The sequence below is a fragment of the Streptomyces sp. WAC05292 genome, from assembly GCF_003949955.1.
In the GTDB taxonomy this organism is placed as follows: domain Bacteria; phylum Actinomycetota; class Actinomycetes; order Streptomycetales; family Streptomycetaceae; genus Streptomyces; species Streptomyces globosus.
This window is the reverse complement of the sequence record NZ_RPSE01000106.1, coordinates 1-16,954: the sequence shown is the minus strand read 5'-3', so window position 1 is coordinate 16,954 and position 16,954 is coordinate 1. Positions and strand designations below refer to the sequence as shown.

The window sequence follows — 16,954 nt, the reverse complement described above, 5'->3', positions numbered from 1 at the left end:
GTCATGAGAAAGGACCACCCGCCCGTGGAACGCATCGACCCGCCCCTGACCGGCGGTGAGCGCGAGACCCTGCGCGCCTGCCTCGACTACCACCGCGCCACTCTCGCCATGAAGTGCGAGGGCCTCACCGACGAGCAGCTGCGGCGCCGCTCGATGCCGCCGTCGGCCCTGTCTCTGATGGGCCTCGTCCGCCACATGGCCGAGGTGGAGCGCCAGTGGTTCCGCCGCACGCTGGGCGGTGCTGACGTGCCGCACCTGTGGTCGGACAGCGGGGACTTCCAGGCCGCCTACGACCCGGAGGGCTGCAGCGGCGGGGAGGCGTTCGCCGCGTGGCACGCGGAGGTCGCGCACGCGCGGCGCGTGGAGGAGGCGGCCGAGTCGCTCGACGTCACGGTGTTCGTCCGCAGTTGGGGACAGGAGGCCTCGCTGCGGCTGCTCATGCTGCACATGGTCCACGAGTACGCCCGCCACAACGGACATGCCGACTTCCTGCGGGAGGCCATTGACGGCGCCACCGGGGCCTGAGGTCCGACCCGGGCGTCCGCCCCCACAGCCACCCCCCTACACTTAGGCGAGCCTAACCTAATGCCTTGGGGAAGAGTGTGAGCCTGTGAGCGACGCGGACGACTTCGAGCTGTACCGGGACGACTGGGGCATCCCGCACCTGCGCGCCCCCGACCCGCTCCGCCTGGCCTACGCCCAGGGCCGCGCCACGGCCCTGGACCGGGCCTGGCAGCTGGAGGTCGAACGCCACCGCTCGCAGGGCGCCAGCGCCGCCTTCCTCGGCCCGGACTCCCTCGCCTGGGACCGCTTCGCCCGCCAGAGCCGCCTCGACGACACCGCCCGCCGCTGCCACGAGGCGCTCGACCCGGAGACCGCCGCCTGGGTCGGGGCGTACGTCGACGGCGTCAACGACGGCCTGGCCCGGGGCGCCGCCCGCGACGAGCGCTTCGCCCGCACCGGCCACACCCCCGTCCCCTGGGAGCCGTGGGTCCCGCTCGGCATCTGGATCGCCACGCACATCCTGTTCGCCGGATTCGCCACCAAGCTGTGGCGTGAGCGGGCCGCCCGCGCCCTGGGCGACGAGGCCGCCACCCTCTTCGCCACCGACGGCCCCGGCGCCGCCGGCAGCAACGGCTGGATGGCCTCCGGCGACCGCACCGCCACCGGCTCGGCGATCATCGCCGGCGACCCGCACCGGATCATCGAGGAGCCGGGCGTCTACCAGCAGATACGCCTGGCCTGCCCGGAGTACGACGTCGTCGGCATCGCCGTCCCCGGCATCCCCGGCCTCGCCCACTTCGGCCACACCGGCACCGCCGCCTGGGCCATCACCAACGCGATGTCCGACTACCAGGACCTCTACGTGGAGCGCCTCCGCCCGGCGGCCGGCGGCTCCGGATTCGAGGCGCTGGGGCCCGGCGGCACGTGGGAGCCCGTCCACCGGCACACCGAGACCATCGCCGTCGCGGGCGCCGACCCCGTGGAGGTCGAGGTCCTGGAGACCGCCCGCGGCCCGGTCATCATCCGCGAGGAGGGCACCGACCGGACGCTCTCGCTGCGCTACCCGCCCCGGGTCCGCCGGGATCTGGGCTTCGCCGTGCTGCCGGCCCTGCTGCGGGCCCGCACGGTGGCCGACATCGACCGCGCCCTCGACGGCTGGGCCGAGCCGGTCAACGTCGTCCACGCCGCCGACTCCGAGGGCGGCCTGCTGCACCGCGTCGCCGGCGCCGTCCCGCTGCGCGACCCCGCGAACCGGCTGCGGCCCGTGCCCGCCTGGGACGCCCGCCACGCCTGGCAGGGCTGGGCGCAGACCCCCTCCGAGCCGGTGCAGGGCTTCGCCGTGATGGCCAACGCCCGCGGCATCGCCTCGCCCCTCGGCGTGGAGTTCGCTCCGCCGCACCGCGCCGACCGCATCCGCGAGCTGCTCTCCGGCGCGGCCGACTGGTCCCCGAGGGCCATGGCCGCCATCCACGCCGACACGCACCTGGCCTCCGCGGAGCCGCTGCTCGCCCTGCTGCCCTCCCCGGAGGGACTCTCCCCCGCGGCGCGGGCGCTGCGCGGCCGGCTGCTGGCCTGGGACCGGCGCATGGACGCCGGCAGCACCGACGCCACCCTGTTCGCCGCCCTGCGCGCCGCTGTCGTACGCCGCTTCGCCGCCGACCCGGCCCTGGAGGGCCTGGCGGGGCCGCCGTCCGGCCCCGAGGTGTTCCACCCCTGGCTGTACCTGCTGCCGCGCATCGGGTACGCCTTGGAGGGCCTGCTGCGCTCGCCGCTGCTCCCCGGCCTGGACCGGGCCGCGCACGTCCGCGCCGCACTGGAGGAGACCGCCGCGGCCGGCGCGCCCGAGACCCCCTGGTCCGAGGTGCACCGCCTCGCGCCGTGGTCGGCGCTCCCGGACCCGGACGCCGTGTGGCCGGGCCTCGGCGGCGACCACGACTGCGTCAACGCGACCTCCACCGTCCCCGGTTTCACCGACCTGTGCGGCCGGGCGTCGGCCGCCCGCTACGTGTGGGACCTCGGCCGCCGCGAGGACAGCCTGTGGGCCGTGCCCCTCGGCGCCGACGGCGTCGCCGGAGCACCCCACCACCGCGACCAGCTGCCGCTGTGGGCGCGCTGCGAACTCGTCCCCGTCGTCACCGACTGGGCCCGCCTCACCAAGGAAGACGCATGACCTCCACCGCCGCCACCGCCCGCGGGCCCGTCCACACGCAGGCCGTCGACGGCTTCGGCACGGTCACCCTCACCCCCGTCGACCCGGCCGCCGACGCCCCGCTGATCCACCGCTGGGTCAGCGAGGACCGCGCCCGCTTCTGGGGCATGACGGAGGCCGGCCCCGACCTCGTCCGCGAGGTCTACGAGGACCTGGACCGCCGCACGACGCACCACGCCTTCCTGGCGCGCCGCGACGGGGTGCCCGTCGCCCTGTTCCAGACGTACGAGTGCACGGCGGACCGGGTCTCGGAGTGCTACGAGGCCCGGCCCGGCGACACCGGCGTGCACCTGCTCCTGGCCCCGGCCGCGGGCGCCGCCGAGCCCGGCTTCAGCGGGCGCCTGATCGGCGCGTTCATGGCGTTCGTCTTCTCCGACGGGACCACGCGCCGCCTCGTCGCCGACCCCGACGCCCGCAACGCGAAGGCCATCGCCCGCCTGGAGCGCTCCGGGTTCGCCCTCGGCCCGGAGGTCGAGCTGCCCGAGATCGTGCTGCCGGAGACCCGCATCCCGGCGAAGCGCGCCCGCCTGGCGTTCTACGAGGCCCCCGGCACCCCGGCCCGCTGACGGGCCGGTGACGGCCCGGCCGGAACGCAGCGGAACGGCCCGCACCCCCGGGGGTGCGGGCCGTTCCGCGTACGGCGGCGGGCCTGGGCCGCCGGCTGCGACTAGGCGGAGACGCCGAGCTTCTCCAGGATGAGCTCCTTGACGCGGGCCGCGTCGGCCTGGCCGCGGGTGGTCTTCATGACCGCGCCGACGAGCGCGCCGACCGCGGCGACCTTGCCGCCGCGGATCTTGTCGGCGATGCCCGGGTTGCCCGCGATCGCCTCGTCGACGGCCGCGCCGAGCGCGCCTTCGTCCGAGACGACCTTCAGGCCGCGCTTCTCGACGACCTCGTCGGGGGTGCCCTCGCCCGCGAGGACGCCCTCGATGACCTGGCGCGCCAGCTTGTCGTTCAGGTCGCCGGCCGCGACCAGCGCCGCGACCCGCGCGACCTGCGCCGGGGTGATCGGCAGCTCGTCGACGGAGACGCCCTGCTCGTTGGCGTTGCGGGCGAGCTCGCCCATCCACCACTTGCGGGCGGCGGCCGAGTCGGCGCCCTCCTCGATCGTGGCGACGATGGAGTCCACCGCGCCCGCGTTGAGGATCGACTGCATGTCGTGCTCGCTGACGCCCCACTCCTCGCGGAGGCGGTTGCGGCGCACGCGCGGCATCTCGGGCAGGCCGGCGCGCAGCTCCTCGACCCATTCGCGGGGCGGGGCCACCGGGACGAGGTCGGGCTCCGGGAAGTACCGGTAGTCCTCGGCGTTGTCCTTGATGCGGCCGGAGGTCGTGGAGCCGTCGTCCTCGTGGAAGTGGCGGGTCTCCTGGACGATGGTGCCGCCGCTGCTCAGGACGGCCGCGTGGCGCTGGATCTCGAAGCGCGCCGCGCGCTCGACGGAGCGCAGCGAGTTGACGTTCTTCGTCTCCGAGCGGGTGCCGAACTCCTCGGTGCCGTTCGGGCGCAGCGACAGGTTCACGTCGCAGCGCATCTGGCCCTTGTCCATGCGGGCCTCGGAGACGCCGAGCGCCTTGATGACCTCGCGCAGCTCGGCGACGTAGGCCTTGGCGACCTCCGGGGCCCGCGAGCCGGCGCCGACGATCGGCTTGGTGACGATCTCGATCAGCGGGATGCCGGCGCGGTTGTAGTCCAGCAGGGAGTGGGAGGCGCCGTGGATGCGGCCGGTGGCGCCGCCGACGTGCAGCGACTTGCCGGTGTCCTCCTCCATGTGCGCGCGCTCGATCTCCACGCGGAAGACCTCGCCGTCCTCCAGCTGCACGTCGAGGTAGCCGTTGTAGGCGATCGGCTCGTCGTACTGGGAGGTCTGGAAGTTCTTCGGCATGTCCGGATAGAAGTAGTTCTTCCGGGCGAAGCGGCACCATTCGGCGATCTCGCAGTTCAGCGCGAGGCCGATCTTGATGGCGGACTCGACGCCGATCGCGTTGACGACGGGCAGCGAGCCGGGCAGGCCGAGACAGGTGGGGCAGGTCTGCGAGTTGGGCTCGGCGCCCAGCTCGGTCGAGCAGCCGCAGAACATCTTGGTCTTCGTGCCGAGCTCGACATGGACCTCCAGGCCCATGACGGGGTCGTACGACGCGAGGGCGTCCTCGTACGACAGCAGTTCGGTGACGGTCACAGTGAAACTTCCCTCTCAGCCCATCAGGACGTCGTCGTCGCCGAGGCGCTTGAGCTCGCGGTACAGGATGGCGAGGCCGGTGACGATGGCGGCGGCCGACACGGCGGCGTCGACCAGCTTGAGCATGTCCTGCTCGGAGCGGGCCTTGCGGGCCTGCTTGATCACGCCGATGGCACCGAAGGCGGTGGTGCCGATCGACAGGTACGTACCGGACCTGGACTTCTTGAAGCCCTTGGCCTTGGAAAGAGCGCTACTACCGGTCACAGCGACGGAGCCTCCTCAAGCAGCGGGTGGCCCCAGCGCTCGGTGAAGGCGGCCTCGACGGCGGCACCGACCTTGTACAGGCGGTCGTCCTTCATCGCCGGGGCGATGATCTGCAGCCCGACCGGCAGGCCGTCCTCCGGCGCCAGGCCGCAGGGCAGCGACATGGCGGCGTTGCCGGCCAGGTTGGTCGGGATGGTGCACAGGTCGGCGAGGTACATCGCCAGCGGGTCGTCGGTGCGCTCGCCGATCGCGAAGGCGGTGGTCGGGGTCGTCGGGGAGACGATCACGTCGACCTGCTCGAAGGACTTCTCGAAGTCCCGGGTGATCAGCGTGCGGACCTTCTGGGCCGAGCCGTAGTACGCGTCGTAGTAGCCGGAGCTCAGCGCGTACGTGCCGAGGATGACGCGGCGCTTGACCTCGTCGCCGAAGCCGGCGTCGCGGGTCAGCGCGGTGACCTCCTCGGCGGACTTCGTGCCGTCGTCGCCGACGCGCAGGCCGTAGCGCATGGCGTCGAAGCGGGCCAGGTTGGAGGAGCACTCGGACGGCGCGATCAGGTAGTACGCGGCCATCGCGAGGTCGAAGGACGGGCAGTCCAGCTCGACGATCTCGGCGCCGAGCTCCCGCAGCAGCTCGACGGACTCCTCGAAGCGCTGCACGACCCCGGCCTGGTAGCCCTCGCCGCGGAACTGCTTGACCACGCCGACGCGCATGCCGGCGACGGAGCCGTTGCGGGCGGCCTCGACGACCGGCGGGACCGGCGCGTCGATGGAGGTGGAGTCCAGCGGGTCGTGACCGGCGATCACCTCGTGCAGCAGGGCCGCGTCCAGGACCGTGCGGGCGCACGGGCCGCCCTGGTCGAGGGAGGAGGAGAAGGCCACCATGCCGTAGCGGGAGACCGCGCCGTACGTGGGCTTCACGCCGACGGTGCCGGTGACGGCGGCGGGCTGGCGGATGGAGCCGCCGGTGTCGGTGCCGATGGCGAGGGGCGCCTGGTAGGCGGCCAGCGCGGCCGCGGAGCCGCCGCCGGAGCCACCGGGGATGCGGGTGAGGTCCCACGGGTTGCCGGTGGGGCCGTAGGCGCTGTTCTCGGTGGAGGAGCCCATGGCGAACTCGTCCATGTTGGTCTTGCCGAGGATGACGACGCCGGCTTCCTTCAGCTTGCGCGTCAGGGTGGCGTCGTACGGCGGGATCCAGCCTTCGAGGATCTTCGAGCCGACGGTGGTCGGGACCCCGGCGGTGGTGAAGATGTCCTTGAGGGCGAGCGGGACGCCGGCCAGCGGGCCGAGCTCCTCGCCGCGCTCGCGCTTCGCGTCGACGGCGCGGGCCTGCGCGAGGGCGCCCTCGCGGTCGACGTGGAGGAAGGCGTGGACCTTCTCGTCGGTCGCCTCGATGCGGGCCAGGTGGGCCTCGGCGACCTCGACGGCCGTCAGCTCGCCGGAGGCGATCTTCTCGGCGGTCTGGGCGGCCGTGAGCTTGATGATGTGCGTGTCAGCCATGGTGATTAGTCCTCCCCCAGGATCTGCGGCACCTTGAAACGCTGCTGCTCCTGGGCGGGGGCGCCGGAGAGCGCCTGCGCGGGGGTGAGCGACGGTCGGACCTCGTCCGCGCGCATGACGTTCGTCAGCGGCAGCGGGTGGGAGGTCGGCGGTACGTCTTGGTCGGCGACCTCGGACACGCGGGCGACCGCGCCGATGATGTCGTCGAGCTGTCCGGCGAAGTGATCGAGCTCTTCACCGGACAGTTCCATACGCGCCAGCCGAGCGAGGTGGGCAACCTCCTCGCGCGAAATGCCAGGCATGCAGCGATCCTCTGGGGGTGGTGAGTGAGTGTTTTCCCACCAATCCTATGGGGCCGGGCCCCGGGGCCACGACACCCTTTGCCCCCGGGGCGGCCGCCGGGCCCCTGGCGGGCGGACCGCGCCGCAGGCGGCCCGCCGGGCCCGGGGGCCCGGCGGGGGCCGGCTACGGCGCCGGCGACTCCGCGGGCGCGGGGGCCGGCGAGAGCTCGCGGGTGATGTCCGCCGGCCGGCGCCAGCCGCGCTCGCCGCGGGCCAGCAGCCAGGCGGTGGCCTCCTGCGGCGGCATGGCGGCCGCGACGAGCCACCCCTGGACGGCGTCGCAGCCGAGGTCCCGCAGCCGCTCCCATGTCTCGTCGTCCTCCACGCCCTCCGCGACGACGAGCAGGCCGAGCGAGTGCGCCAGGTCGACGGTGCAGCGGACGATCTCCGCGTCCTGCGCGTCGACCGCGAGCCGTGCCACGAACGAACGGTCGATCTTCAGCTCGCTGACCGGCAGCCGGCGCAGGTGGACGAGCGAGGAGTAGCCGGTGCCGAAGTCGTCCAGCGACATCTTCACGCCGTGGCCGGTCAGGCCGGCCATCGTGTCGGCGGCCCGCTGCGGGTCCTCCAGCAGGACGTGTTCCGTTATCTCCAGCTGCAGCCCGCTCGCGGGGACGCCGTGCCGGGCGAGGCGGGCCGCGACGGCCCCGGCGAAGCCGGGGGTGTGGACGTCGCGCGGCGAGACGTTGACGGCGACCGGGACCTTCAGGCCCTGCGCCCGCCAGCGGGCCACCTGGGCCAGGGCGGTCTCCAGGACGTACTCGGTCAGGTGGGGCATCAGCCCGGAGGTCTCGGCGATCGCGATGAACTCGTCGGGAGGGACCCGGCCGCGCTCCGGGTGCACCCAGCGGACCAGCGCCTCCAGGCCGGCCACCTGGCCGTCGAAGCGGACCTTCGGCTGGTAGTGCAGCTCGACCTCGCCCGCGTCGAGGGCGCGGCGCAGGTCGCCGAGGAGGCCGAGCCGGTCGGGCGTGTTGCTGTCGCGCTTGGACTCGTACACCTCCACCCCGGTGCGGTCCCGCTTGGCCTGGTACATGGCCACGTCGGCGCGCCGCAGCAGCCCCTCGGCGTCGAGCGCGTGGTCGGGGAAGACGGCGAGGCCGGCGCTGGCCTCCAGGACGAGGGTGAGGCCGTCCAGGTCCAGGGGGGAGCTGAGCTCGGCGACGAGGTGCCGGGCGACGCGCTGGGCGCTGGTGGCGGAGTCGGCGGCGGGCAGGAGGACGGCGAACTCGTCGCCGCCGAGCCGGGCGGCCTCCGCCTCCCCGGGCAGGGCCTGGTGGAGCCGCTCGGCGATCTGGAGCAGCAGGCGGTCCCCGGCCAGGTGGCCGAGGGTGTCGTTGACGGCGCGGAAGCGGTCCAGGTCGATCAGCACGAGGGCCGAGCGGGTGCCCAGGCGTTCCGCCTCGTCCAGGGCGGACCAGGTGCGCTCCAGCAGCCACTGCCGGTTCGGCAGCCCGGTCAGCGGGTCGCGCAGCTGCTCCTCGGCGCGTGCGCGGGCGATCCGCAGGGTGGAGTCCAGGGCGATCAGCGGCACGGCGAACAACGGCAGCAGGACGGGCTGGGCGACGGCGACCACGCAGATCAGCGGGGCGATGCCGAGCAGGGCGACCGCGACTAAGGCCTGCCGCAGCAGGGCCGTGCGGGCGGCGGTGCGCAGGCCCCCGCCGCGCCGCCCCAGCGCGAACCACAGCAGGAGGCGGGTGACCAGCAGGTAGGCGACGGCGACCAGGACCACCTCGGGCGCGGCCTCCAGGCCCCAGGTGTCCGGCGTCCACGGGGCCTCGACGGTGGGCGCCTCCCCGAAGGCGGCGAGGACGAGGGCGCCGGCGCCGATGCCGAGGATGTCCGCGGCGCCGTGCAGCAGCCCCTGCCGCCAGCGGTGCCGGCGCGCGGCCCACACGAGCGAGACGACGGAGAGGGAGACGAGCCCCGCGGGCAGCCAGCCGTAGAGGATGAGCACGCCGAGGGTCAGGGCCGCGCCCGAGCCGGTGCCGCCCCACCAGCGGTCGCGGCCGAGGGCGACCAGGTGGCCGACGATGATGCCGGTGAGCAGGGCGAGCGCCCAGCCGACCGCGCCGCCGGGGAACAGCGCCTGACGGTCGATCAGCGCCGCGGCGACGCCTGCCGCGAGGAGGACGGCGGCCAGGCCGACCACCGCGATCGGCAGCACGGTGCGCCGCGCGGCCCCCTGCTGTCCCGCCCCCGTGTCGAGCGGGCGGGTGTCGGGCGTCCTGGCGCGCCGGACGCCCGGCCGTCCCGTCCGCATGGGCGGGATCTCCCCGCCGACATCAGGTGACGGGTCGGCGCTATCGGTGGGTTTCATGCCCGTCCCTCTCACAGCCGGCTGTGCCGATGTCACGCGATGGCCCCGATGTCATGCCATCACGGCTGGCATCGCACCGCGCAGCCGTGCACGACAGGCGCACCCCTCAACAGTAGGACGCGAGAGGCTCCCAGGGGCAGCGGTCGGCGGCGGTTGCCCGAACGCGACCCAGCCATCCTCATCAGTACGGTATCCGCCGAACAGGTGAGTTGGGACCAGGACCCCCGGCTCACCTGTCCGATGATCCGACAGGTCGCCGCCCTGCCAACAGCCCTGTACCGGCCGTTTGCCACCGGCTGTCGCCCCGGGCGCACGCCCGCCCGCACGGCCGCACGCCACGCGTCCGTCCGCCGGCGCCGCCTGCGGTGTGCGGACGGCCCGGGGGTGCTATCCGGCCTGTCCGGCCGCCGGGGCCGCCGCCGCCCCGCCCTCGGCCGGGAGCGCGGCCCCGCGCGCCGCGTCGGGGCCCTGCTCCAGCAGGACGGCGAAGCCGGCCTCGTCGAGGACGGGCAGCTTCAACTGCACGGCCTTGTCGTACTTCGAGCCGGGGTTCTCGCCGACGACGACGAAGGAGGTCTTCTTCGAGACGGAGCCGGTGACCTTGGCGCCGCGGCTATGGAGGGCCTCCTTGGCGCCGTCGCGGGTGTGGTGCTGCAGGGTGCCGGTGACGACGACCGTGAGGCCTTCGAGCGGGCGCGGACCCTCGTCCTCGCCGGAGCCCTCGTCCTCCATGCGGACGCCGGCGGCCCGCCACTTGCGCAGGATCTCCTGGTGCCAGTCGACCGCGAACCACTCCTTGACGGCGGCCGCGATGATCGGCCCGACGCCCTCGGTGGCGGCCAGCTCCTCCTCGGTGGCCTGCTCGATCCGCTCGACGGACCGGAAGGCGCGCGCCAGCGCCTCCGCGGCGACGGGGCCGACGTGCCGGATGGAGAGGCCGTTGATGAAGCGGGCCAGGGGCCGCTCCTTCGCCGCGGCGATGTTCTCCAGCATCGCCAGGGCGTTCTTCTTCGGCTCCCCCTTCTGGTTGGCGAAGACCGTGACGATCTTCTCCTCGCCGGTCTTGGGGTCGCGCTTGGGCAGCCCGCTGTCGGCGTCGAGGACGTACGCCTTGATCGGCAGCAGCTGCTCGATGGTGAGGTCGAACAAGTCGCCCTCGTCGCGCATCGGCGGCTCGGCCGGCTCCAGCGGGTTGGTGAGCGCGGCCGCGGCGACGGCGCCGAAGTTCTCGATGTCGAGGCACTGCCGGCCCGCGAGGTAGAACAGCCGCTCGCGCAACTGGGCGGGGCATGTCCGCGCGTTGGGGCAGCGCAGGTCGATGTCGCCTTCCTTCATGGCGCGCAGCGGCGTCCCGCACTCGGGGCACTCGGCGGGCATCACGAACTCCCGCTCCGTGCCGTCACGCAGGTCCACGACGGGGCCCAGGATCTCGGGGATGACGTCCCCGGCCTTGCGCAGGACCACGGTGTCGCCGATGAGGACGCCCTTGGCCTTGACGACCTCCTGGTTGTGCAGCGTCGCGAACTCCACCTCGGATCCGGCCACCGTGACGGGCTCCACCTGCGCGTACGGGGTGACGCGCCCGGTGCGGCCGACGCCGACCTTGATGTCGACGAGCTTGGTGTTGACCTCCTCTGGGGCGTACTTCCAGGCGATGGCCCAGCGCGGGGCGCGCGCCGTGGAGCCGAGCCGGCCCTGGAGCGGGATCTCGTCGAGCTTGACGACGACGCCGTCGATCTCGTGCTCCACGGAGTGGCGGTGCTCGCCGAAGTGGGCGATGAACTCGCGGACCTCGGCCAGGGAGGACACGACCCGGTTGTGCCGGGCGGTGGGCAGGCCCCACTCGCGCAGCAGCCCGTACGCCTGCGACAGGGTGGCGATCTCGAAGCCCTCGCGGGCGCCGATGCCGTGCACCACCATGTGGAGCGGGCGGGTCGCGGTGACCTTGGGGTCCTTCTGGCGCAGCGACCCGGCCGCCGCGTTGCGCGGGTTGGCGAACGGCTTGTCGCCGGCGGCGACGAGGCGGGCGTTGAGCTCCTCGAACTTCTCCATCGGGAAGAAGACCTCGCCGCGGATCTCGACGATGTCGGGGATCCGGTCGCCGGAGAGGCGGTCGGGGACCTCCGCGATGGTGCGGACGTTGGGCGTGATGTCCTCGCCGGTGCGGCCGTCGCCGCGGGTGGCGGCGCGGGTCAGCCGGCCCTTCTCGTAGGTGAGGTTGACCGCGAGGCCGTCCACCTTGAGCTCGCACAGGTAGTGGAAGTCGGGGGTGCCCACGTCCCGGGCGACGCGGTCCGCCCAGGCGGACAGCTCCTCGTCGTCGAAGGCGTTGTCGAGGGAGAGCATGCGCTCGCGGTGCACGACGGACGCGAAGTCCGTCTCGTACGCCCCGGCCACCTTCTGGGTCGGCGAGTCGGGCGTGCGCAGCTCCGGGTACTGCTCCTCCAGGGCCTCCAGCGAGCGCAGCAGCCGGTCGAACTCGGCGTCGCTGACGACCGGCTGGTCGTTCACGTAGTACCGGAAGCGGTGCTCCTCGACCTGCTCGGCCAGCAGCGCGTGCTGCTCGCGCACCGCCGCCGGTACCGCCGTGTCCTGCTGTTCGGCTGCCATGCCGTGTCCTCCCGTGGCCCGTCTCGGTTCGTCACTCAGGGTTGTCGGCGAGCGACCTCGCCGCGCGGGCGCAGTGGGCCTGCGCCGCGCGGGCGTAGGCGGGCGAGGCACCCGCGAGGCCGCACGACGGGGTGACCGTGACGGACTCCGCGAGGGTGCCCGGGGCCAGCCCCAGCCTGCGCCAAAGCTTCCTGACACCCATGACGCTACCGCCCGGGTCGGACAACGGGGCATCGGTGCCCGGCACCACTCCGGCGAAGATCCGCACCCCGCTTTCGACGGCTTCGCCGACGGCTTCGTCCTCGCGCTCCGTGAGCAGCGAGAAATCGAACGAGATGCCGTCGGCGCCGGCGCGGCGGAGCAGGTCGAAGGGCACGCCGGGGGCGCAGGAGTGGACGACGACGTCCCCGTCGTGGACGGCGAACAGCTCGCGCAGGGTCCCCTCGACGACCTGCCGGTCCACGGCCCGGTAGGTCCGGTAGCCGCTGGCGGTGCGGACCCGGCCGGTGAGGACGGCGGTGAGCGACGGCTCGTCGAACTGGAGGACGACCTCGGCGCCGGGGATCCGCCTGCGGACGTCGGCGAGGTGCCCGCGCAGCCCCTCGGCGAGGGAGGCGGCCAGGTCCCGGCAGGCGCCGGCGTCCTGGAGGGCGGCCTCGCCGCCGTGCAGCTCCAGGGCGGCGGCCAGCGTCCACGGGCCGACGGCCTGCACCTTGAGGCGCCCCTCGTAGCCCTGGGTGAACTCCTCCAGGGCGTCGAGGTCCTCGCCGAGCCAGGACCTGGCGCGCCGGGTGTCGCGGCCGGGGCGGTCGCTGACGCGCCAGCCGCTGGGCTCCACGTGCGCGTACAGGTCGACGAGCAGGCCGAGCGAGCGGCCGATCATGTCGGCGCCGGGGCCGCGGGCGGGCAGCTCGGGCAGGTAGGGGAAGTCCTCGAAGGAGCCGGTGGCGGTCTTGGCGGCCTCGCGGGCGTCGCCGCCGGGAAGGGAGCCGACCCCGGTGGCGTTCGCGGTCACCGGCCCGGCCTCACGGTCAGGTCGTTGACCTCGGCGTCGCGCGGCAGGTCGAGGGCCATCAGGATGGTGGTGGCCACGGACTCCGGGTCGATCCAGGCGGAGGGGTCGTACTCCTTGCCCTCCTGGGAGTGCACCTTGGCCTGCATGGCCGTGGCGGTGCGACCGGGGTAGACGGAGGTGACGCGGACGCCGTTGGCGCGCTCCTCGGCGCGCAGCGCGTCGGCGAGCGCCTTCAGCCCGTGCTTGGAGGCGGCGTACGCGCTCCAGTCGGCGTGGGCGTTCAGGCCCGCGCCGGAGTTGACGAAGACGACGGTGGCCTTGGAGGCGCGCAGCGTCGGCAGGAGGAGCCGGGTGACCTCGGCCGGGGCGATCAGGTTGACGTTGAGCTGCTGGTGCCAGGTCTTGGGGCGCAGCTCGCCGACGGGCCCGAGGTCGACGATGCCGGCGATGTGCAGCAGCGAGTCGAGCCGCTCGGGCATCGCCTGCTTGTCGAAGGCCCAGGAGAGCCGGTCGGGGTCGGCGAGGTCGCCGACGAGGGTGCGGGCGCCCGGGTAGCGCTCGACGAGCTGCCGGGCGCGGGCGGCGTCGCGGGCGAGCAGGATCAGGTCGTCGCCGCGGGCGTGCAGCCGGCCGGCGACGGCGGCGCCGATACCGGCCCCGGCCCCGGTGATCAGGTGTGTAGGCATACCGCCCATGCTCGCACCCCGGCGGCGGCGCCCCGCCCGCCCGGGTACCGCGCGGCGGGGCCGGCGGCGCCCTGCGGGTCCGGGATGCGGCCCCGCAGGGCTGTCACGCCGCCACGGCCGGCCGGGGGCCGGGGCGGAAGGTGCGGCGGTAGGCGGTCGGGGAGGTGCCGAGCGAGGTGCGCATGTGTTGGCGCAGGGAGTTGGCGGAGCCGAAGCCGGAGCGGTGTGCGACGAGGTCCACGGGCAGGTCGCTGGATTCCAGCAAGTGGCGTGCGAGGTCGATGCGCTGGGCGGTCAGCCACTGCACCGGGGTCGTGCCGACCTCGTCGCGGAAGCGCCGGGTGAAGGTGCGCACGCTCATTCCGGCCCGCGCGGCCAGCTGGTTCAGCGTGAGCGGTTCAGCGAGGTGCTCCAGGGCCCAGGCGCGTGCCTCGGTGGTGGTGGCGACGGTGGGCTCGGGCACGGGCCTGTCGATGTACTGGGCCTGCCCGCCGTCGCGCCACGGCGGGACGACGCACAGCCGGGCGGCGCGGTTGGCGACGGCGGTGCCGTGGTCGGCGCGCACCAGGTAGAGGCACAGGTCGATGCCCGCGGCGACGCCGGCGGAGGTCAGGATGTCGCCGTCGTCGACGAAGAGGACGTCCTCGTCCAGCTTGATGCGCGGGAAGGCCCGCTGGAACTCCCGCGCTTTGAACCAGTGCGTGGTCGCGGGCCGCCCGTCGAGCATCCCGGCGGCGGCGAGCACGTACGAGCCGGTGCAGATGGACACGATCCGGGCGCCGGGGCGGATCCGGGCGAGGGCGTCGGCGTGCGCCTGCGGCAGGGGCGCGCCTTGGAGGAGCTCGCTCATGGCGTGTGTGGGCGGGATGACCACGGTGTCGGCGGCTTCGAGCGCCTCGGCGCCGGCCGAGACGCCGATCGTGAACCCTGCGTCGCTGGAGACGGGCTGCCCGTCGGCGGTGCAGACGGTGACCTCGTAGAGCCCGTTCCCGGAGTCGTCACAGGCGTTGCCGAACACCCGGGAGGGGATTCCGAGCTCGAACGGGGGGACGCCTTCGAGGGCGAGTACGGCGACGCGGTGCATGGCCGGATTCTGTCACATGGTGGCCGTCTGGCCAGCACTGTGCGGGCCTGCCGGCGGCGAAGCTGGTGCCGCCACCGGGAAAACCGGTGCGGAACAGACACAAGGAGACATCCATGCGTGCCGTCGTCGTCAGCCAGTGGGGCGGTCCCGAGGTCCTCACCGAGACCGAGGTCGACCGGCCCGAGCCGGGGCTGGGCGAGATTCTGGTGCGGGTGCACGCGGCCGGCGTGAACCCCGTGGACTGGAAGACCCGCGCCAGTGGCGCCCTCGTCGCGTGGGACCGCGTCCCGGTGGTCGGCTGGGACGTCTCGGGCGTCGTCGAGGCGGTCGGGCCGGGTGTGACGCTGTACCGGCCGGGCGACGAGGTGTACGGGATGCCCCGCTTCCCCCGGCAGGCGGGCGGCTACGCGGAGTACGTGACGGCCCCGGCGCGGCATTTCGCCCCCAAGCCGGCTTCCCTGGACCACGTGCAGGCGGCGGCGCTCCCGCTGGCGGCGCTGACCGCCTGGCAGGCGCTGGTCGACACGGCCGGGATCACGGCCGGGCAGCGGGTGCTGGTCCACGCCGCGGCCGGCGGGGTCGGCCACCTGGCGGTGCAGATCGCCAAGGCCCGCGGCGCGTACGTGATCGGCACCGCCAGCGCGGCCAAGCACGGGGTGCTGCGCGGGCTCGGCGCGGACGAGCTGGTCGACTACCGCACGGAGGACTTCGCCGAGGCGGTCTCGGACGTGGACGTGGTGCTGGACGCACTGGGCGGGGAGGTCGCGGAGCGCTCCCTGCGGGTGCTGAAGCCCGGCGGCCACCTGGTGACGCTGCCGGGGCCGGACGTCCCGGCCGCAGCCGACGGGGTGCGCGCCTCCTTCGTCGTCGTGGAGCCCGACCTGAGGGGCCTGGAGGAGATCACCGCCCTGGTGGAGCAGGGCCTGCTCAAGCCGCTGGTGGAGACGGTGCTGCCGCTGGAGCAGGCGGCGAAGGCCCACGAGATCGGCGAGCAGGGCCGCACCACCGGCAAGATCGTCCTGACGGTGGCCTGAGCCCGGAGGCGGAGGCGGGGGCGGTCTCGGGGGCGGCCGCCCGGCGTCACACCGCGGCGGCGGCGCGGGTGGTCGTGGCGATGGTGGCGGAGCCGACGACGCGGGTGCCGTCGTACAGGACGATCGCCTGGCCGGGCGCCACACCGCGGACCGGCTCGGTGAAGCGGACGCGCAGTTCGCCGTCGACGACCTCGGCGAAGACCTCGGTCTCGCCGCCGTGGGCGCGCAGCTGGGCGGTGTAGGTGCCCGGGGCGGCGGGTGCGGAGCCGCACCAGCGGGGGCGGATCGCGGTGAGGGCGCCGATGTCGAGGGACTCGGCGGGGCCGACCGTGACCGTGTTGTCCACCGGCGAGATGTCGAGGACGTAGCGCGGCTTGCCGTCGGGGGCGGGGTGCCCGATGCGCAGGCCCTTGCGCTGGCCGATGGTGAAGCCGTACGCGCCGTCGTGGGTGCCGACCTTGGCGCCGGACTCGTCGACGATGTCGCCCTCGGCGCGGCCGAGGCGCTTGGCGAGGAAGCCCTGGGTGTCGCCGTCGGCGATGAAGCAGATGTCGTGGCTGTCGGGCTTCTTCGCGACGGCGAGGCCGCGGCGCTCCGCCTCGGCGCGGATCTCCTCCTTGGTGGTGATCGTGTCGCCGAGCGGGAAAAGGGCGTGGGCGAGCTGCTTCTCGTCGAGGACGCCGAGGACGTACGACTGGTCCTTGGCCATGTCGGAGGCGCGGTGCAGCTCGCGGGTGCCGTCCTCGTTCACGACGACCGTCGCGTAGTGGCCGGTGCAGACCGCGTCGAAGCCGAGGGCGAGGGCCTTGTCGAGGAGCGCCGCGAACTTGATCTTCTCGTTGCAGCGCAGGCACGGGTTGGGGGTGCGGCCCGCCTCGTACTCGGCGACGAAGTCCTCCACCACGTCCTCGCGGAAGCGCTCGGCGAGGTCCCAGCAGTAGAAGGGGATGCCGATGACGTCGGCCGCGCGGCGGGCGTCCCGGGAGTCCTCGATGGTGCAGCAGCCGCGCGCGCCGGTCCGGAAGGACTGCGGGTTCGCGGAGAGCGCCAGGTGGACACCGGTCACGTCGTGCCCGGCTTCGACCGCGCGGGCGGCGGCGACGGCGGAGTCCACGCCGCCGGACATGGCGGCCAGGACGCGGAGGGGGCGGGCGGGGCGCGGCAGGTTCTCAGTCATAGCGCTTCCCAGGGTACGGGGGAACCGTGCGGGGT

General features: G+C 74.1%; 14 protein-coding genes. 4 read left to right on the top strand and 10 right to left on the bottom strand.

Annotated features, from left to right (window positions below; translation table 11 throughout):
• Window positions 1-3: 3 nt before the first annotated feature.
• From EF903_RS14470 to EF903_RS14460, 3 genes are all read left to right on the top strand, one after another.
• Entirely contained in the window at window positions 4-525 is a 522-nt protein-coding gene (locus EF903_RS14470) for a DinB family protein (RefSeq protein ID WP_125543630.1), read from the top strand.
• A gap of 85 nt (window positions 526-610) precedes the next feature.
• Window positions 611-2,674 (top strand): penicillin acylase family protein, encoded by a 2,064-nt coding sequence (locus EF903_RS14465; RefSeq protein WP_125543629.1) that lies wholly within the window; start codon window positions 611-613, stop codon window positions 2,672-2,674.
• Complete coding sequence (locus EF903_RS14460; RefSeq protein WP_125543628.1) at window positions 2,671-3,279, top strand: GNAT family N-acetyltransferase; 609 nt, start codon at window positions 2,671-2,673, stop codon at window positions 3,277-3,279. The genes EF903_RS14465 and EF903_RS14460 overlap by 4 nt, the downstream gene beginning before the upstream one ends.
• A gap of 101 nt (window positions 3,280-3,380) precedes the next feature.
• Here the strand turns inward: EF903_RS14460 and gatB are convergent, their stop codons facing one another.
• From gatB to EF903_RS14415, 9 genes are all read right to left on the bottom strand, one after another.
• Entirely contained in the window at window positions 3,381-4,832 is a 1,452-nt protein-coding gene (gatB, locus tag EF903_RS14455; protein WP_260615289.1) for an Asp-tRNA(Asn)/Glu-tRNA(Gln) amidotransferase subunit GatB, read from the bottom strand.
• Window positions 4,833-4,904: 72 nt separating this feature from the next.
• Entirely contained in the window at window positions 4,905-5,153 is a 249-nt protein-coding gene (locus EF903_RS14450) for a hypothetical protein (protein ID WP_114054296.1), read from the bottom strand.
• A complete protein-coding gene (gene gatA / locus EF903_RS14445) occupies window positions 5,150-6,649 on the bottom strand; it encodes an Asp-tRNA(Asn)/Glu-tRNA(Gln) amidotransferase subunit GatA (protein WP_125543626.1) in 1,500 nt (499 codons plus the stop codon). Before gatA ends, EF903_RS14450 begins: the two co-directional genes overlap by 4 nt.
• A gap of 5 nt (window positions 6,650-6,654) precedes the next feature.
• A complete protein-coding gene (gene gatC, locus EF903_RS14440) occupies window positions 6,655-6,951 on the bottom strand; it encodes an Asp-tRNA(Asn)/Glu-tRNA(Gln) amidotransferase subunit GatC (protein WP_114054294.1) in 297 nt (98 codons plus the stop codon).
• 163 nt (window positions 6,952-7,114) lie between these two features.
• Window positions 7,115-9,313 (bottom strand): bifunctional diguanylate cyclase/phosphodiesterase, encoded by a 2,199-nt coding sequence (locus EF903_RS14435; protein ID WP_125543625.1) that lies wholly within the window; start codon window positions 9,311-9,313, stop codon window positions 7,115-7,117.
• Window positions 9,314-9,700: 387 nt separating this feature from the next.
• On the bottom strand, window positions 9,701-11,923 hold the full coding sequence (gene ligA / locus EF903_RS14430) for an NAD-dependent DNA ligase LigA (RefSeq protein WP_125543624.1): 2,223 nt from the start codon (window positions 11,921-11,923) through the stop codon (window positions 9,701-9,703).
• A 31-nt stretch (window positions 11,924-11,954) separates the two neighbouring features.
• Window positions 11,955-12,938 carry a methionine synthase gene (locus EF903_RS14425; protein WP_125543623.1) on the bottom strand — a complete coding sequence of 328 codons (984 nt, stop codon included), beginning with the start codon at window positions 12,936-12,938 and terminating at the stop codon, window positions 11,955-11,957.
• Window positions 12,935-13,624 carry an SDR family oxidoreductase gene (locus EF903_RS14420; protein WP_125543622.1) on the bottom strand — a complete coding sequence of 230 codons (690 nt, stop codon included), beginning with the start codon at window positions 13,622-13,624 and terminating at the stop codon, window positions 12,935-12,937. The genes EF903_RS14425 and EF903_RS14420 overlap by 4 nt, the downstream gene beginning before the upstream one ends.
• 103 nt (window positions 13,625-13,727) lie before the next feature.
• Entirely contained in the window at window positions 13,728-14,708 is a 981-nt protein-coding gene (locus EF903_RS14415; RefSeq protein WP_125543621.1) for a GlxA family transcriptional regulator, read from the bottom strand.
• A gap of 113 nt (window positions 14,709-14,821) precedes the next feature.
• Here EF903_RS14415 and EF903_RS14410 point away from each other — a divergent pair, with 113 nt between their 5' ends.
• On the top strand, window positions 14,822-15,742 hold the full coding sequence (locus EF903_RS14410; RefSeq protein ID WP_125543620.1) for an NADP-dependent oxidoreductase: 921 nt from the start codon (window positions 14,822-14,824) through the stop codon (window positions 15,740-15,742).
• A gap of 46 nt (window positions 15,743-15,788) precedes the next feature.
• Here EF903_RS14410 and mnmA read toward each other — a convergent pair whose 3' ends face one another.
• On the bottom strand, window positions 15,789-16,919 hold the full coding sequence (gene mnmA / locus EF903_RS14400) for a tRNA 2-thiouridine(34) synthase MnmA (RefSeq protein WP_125543619.1): 1,131 nt from the start codon (window positions 16,917-16,919) through the stop codon (window positions 15,789-15,791).
• Window positions 16,920-16,954 lie beyond the last annotated feature (35 nt).

Excerpts from the sequence above, each read along its gene's own strand:
- EF903_RS14470 (WP_125543630.1), top strand. The coding sequence starts at position 4 with ATGAGAAAGGACCACCCGCCCGTGGAACGCATCGACCCGCCCCTGACC.
- EF903_RS14460 (WP_125543628.1), top strand. The coding sequence starts at position 2,671 with ATGACCTCCACCGCCGCCACCGCCCGCGGGCCCGTCCACACGCAGGCC.
- gatB (WP_260615289.1), bottom strand. The coding sequence starts at position 4,832 with ATGGGCCTGGAGGTCCATGTCGAGCTCGGCACGAAGACCAAGATGTTC.
- gatA (WP_125543626.1), bottom strand. The coding sequence starts at position 6,649 with ATGGCTGACACGCACATCATCAAGCTCACGGCCGCCCAGACCGCCGAG.
- gatC (WP_114054294.1), bottom strand. The coding sequence starts at position 6,951 with ATGCCTGGCATTTCGCGCGAGGAGGTTGCCCACCTCGCTCGGCTGGCG.
- EF903_RS14435 (WP_125543625.1), bottom strand. The coding sequence starts at position 9,313 with ATGAAACCCACCGATAGCGCCGACCCGTCACCTGATGTCGGCGGGGAG.
- ligA (WP_125543624.1), bottom strand. The coding sequence starts at position 11,923 with ATGGCAGCCGAACAGCAGGACACGGCGGTACCGGCGGCGGTGCGCGAG.
- EF903_RS14420 (WP_125543622.1), bottom strand. The coding sequence starts at position 13,624 with ATGCCTACACACCTGATCACCGGGGCCGGGGCCGGTATCGGCGCCGCC.
- EF903_RS14415 (WP_125543621.1), bottom strand. The coding sequence starts at position 14,708 with ATGCACCGCGTCGCCGTACTCGCCCTCGAAGGCGTCCCCCCGTTCGAG.
- EF903_RS14410 (WP_125543620.1), top strand. The coding sequence starts at position 14,822 with ATGCGTGCCGTCGTCGTCAGCCAGTGGGGCGGTCCCGAGGTCCTCACC.
- mnmA (WP_125543619.1), bottom strand. The coding sequence starts at position 16,919 with ATGACTGAGAACCTGCCGCGCCCCGCCCGCCCCCTCCGCGTCCTGGCC.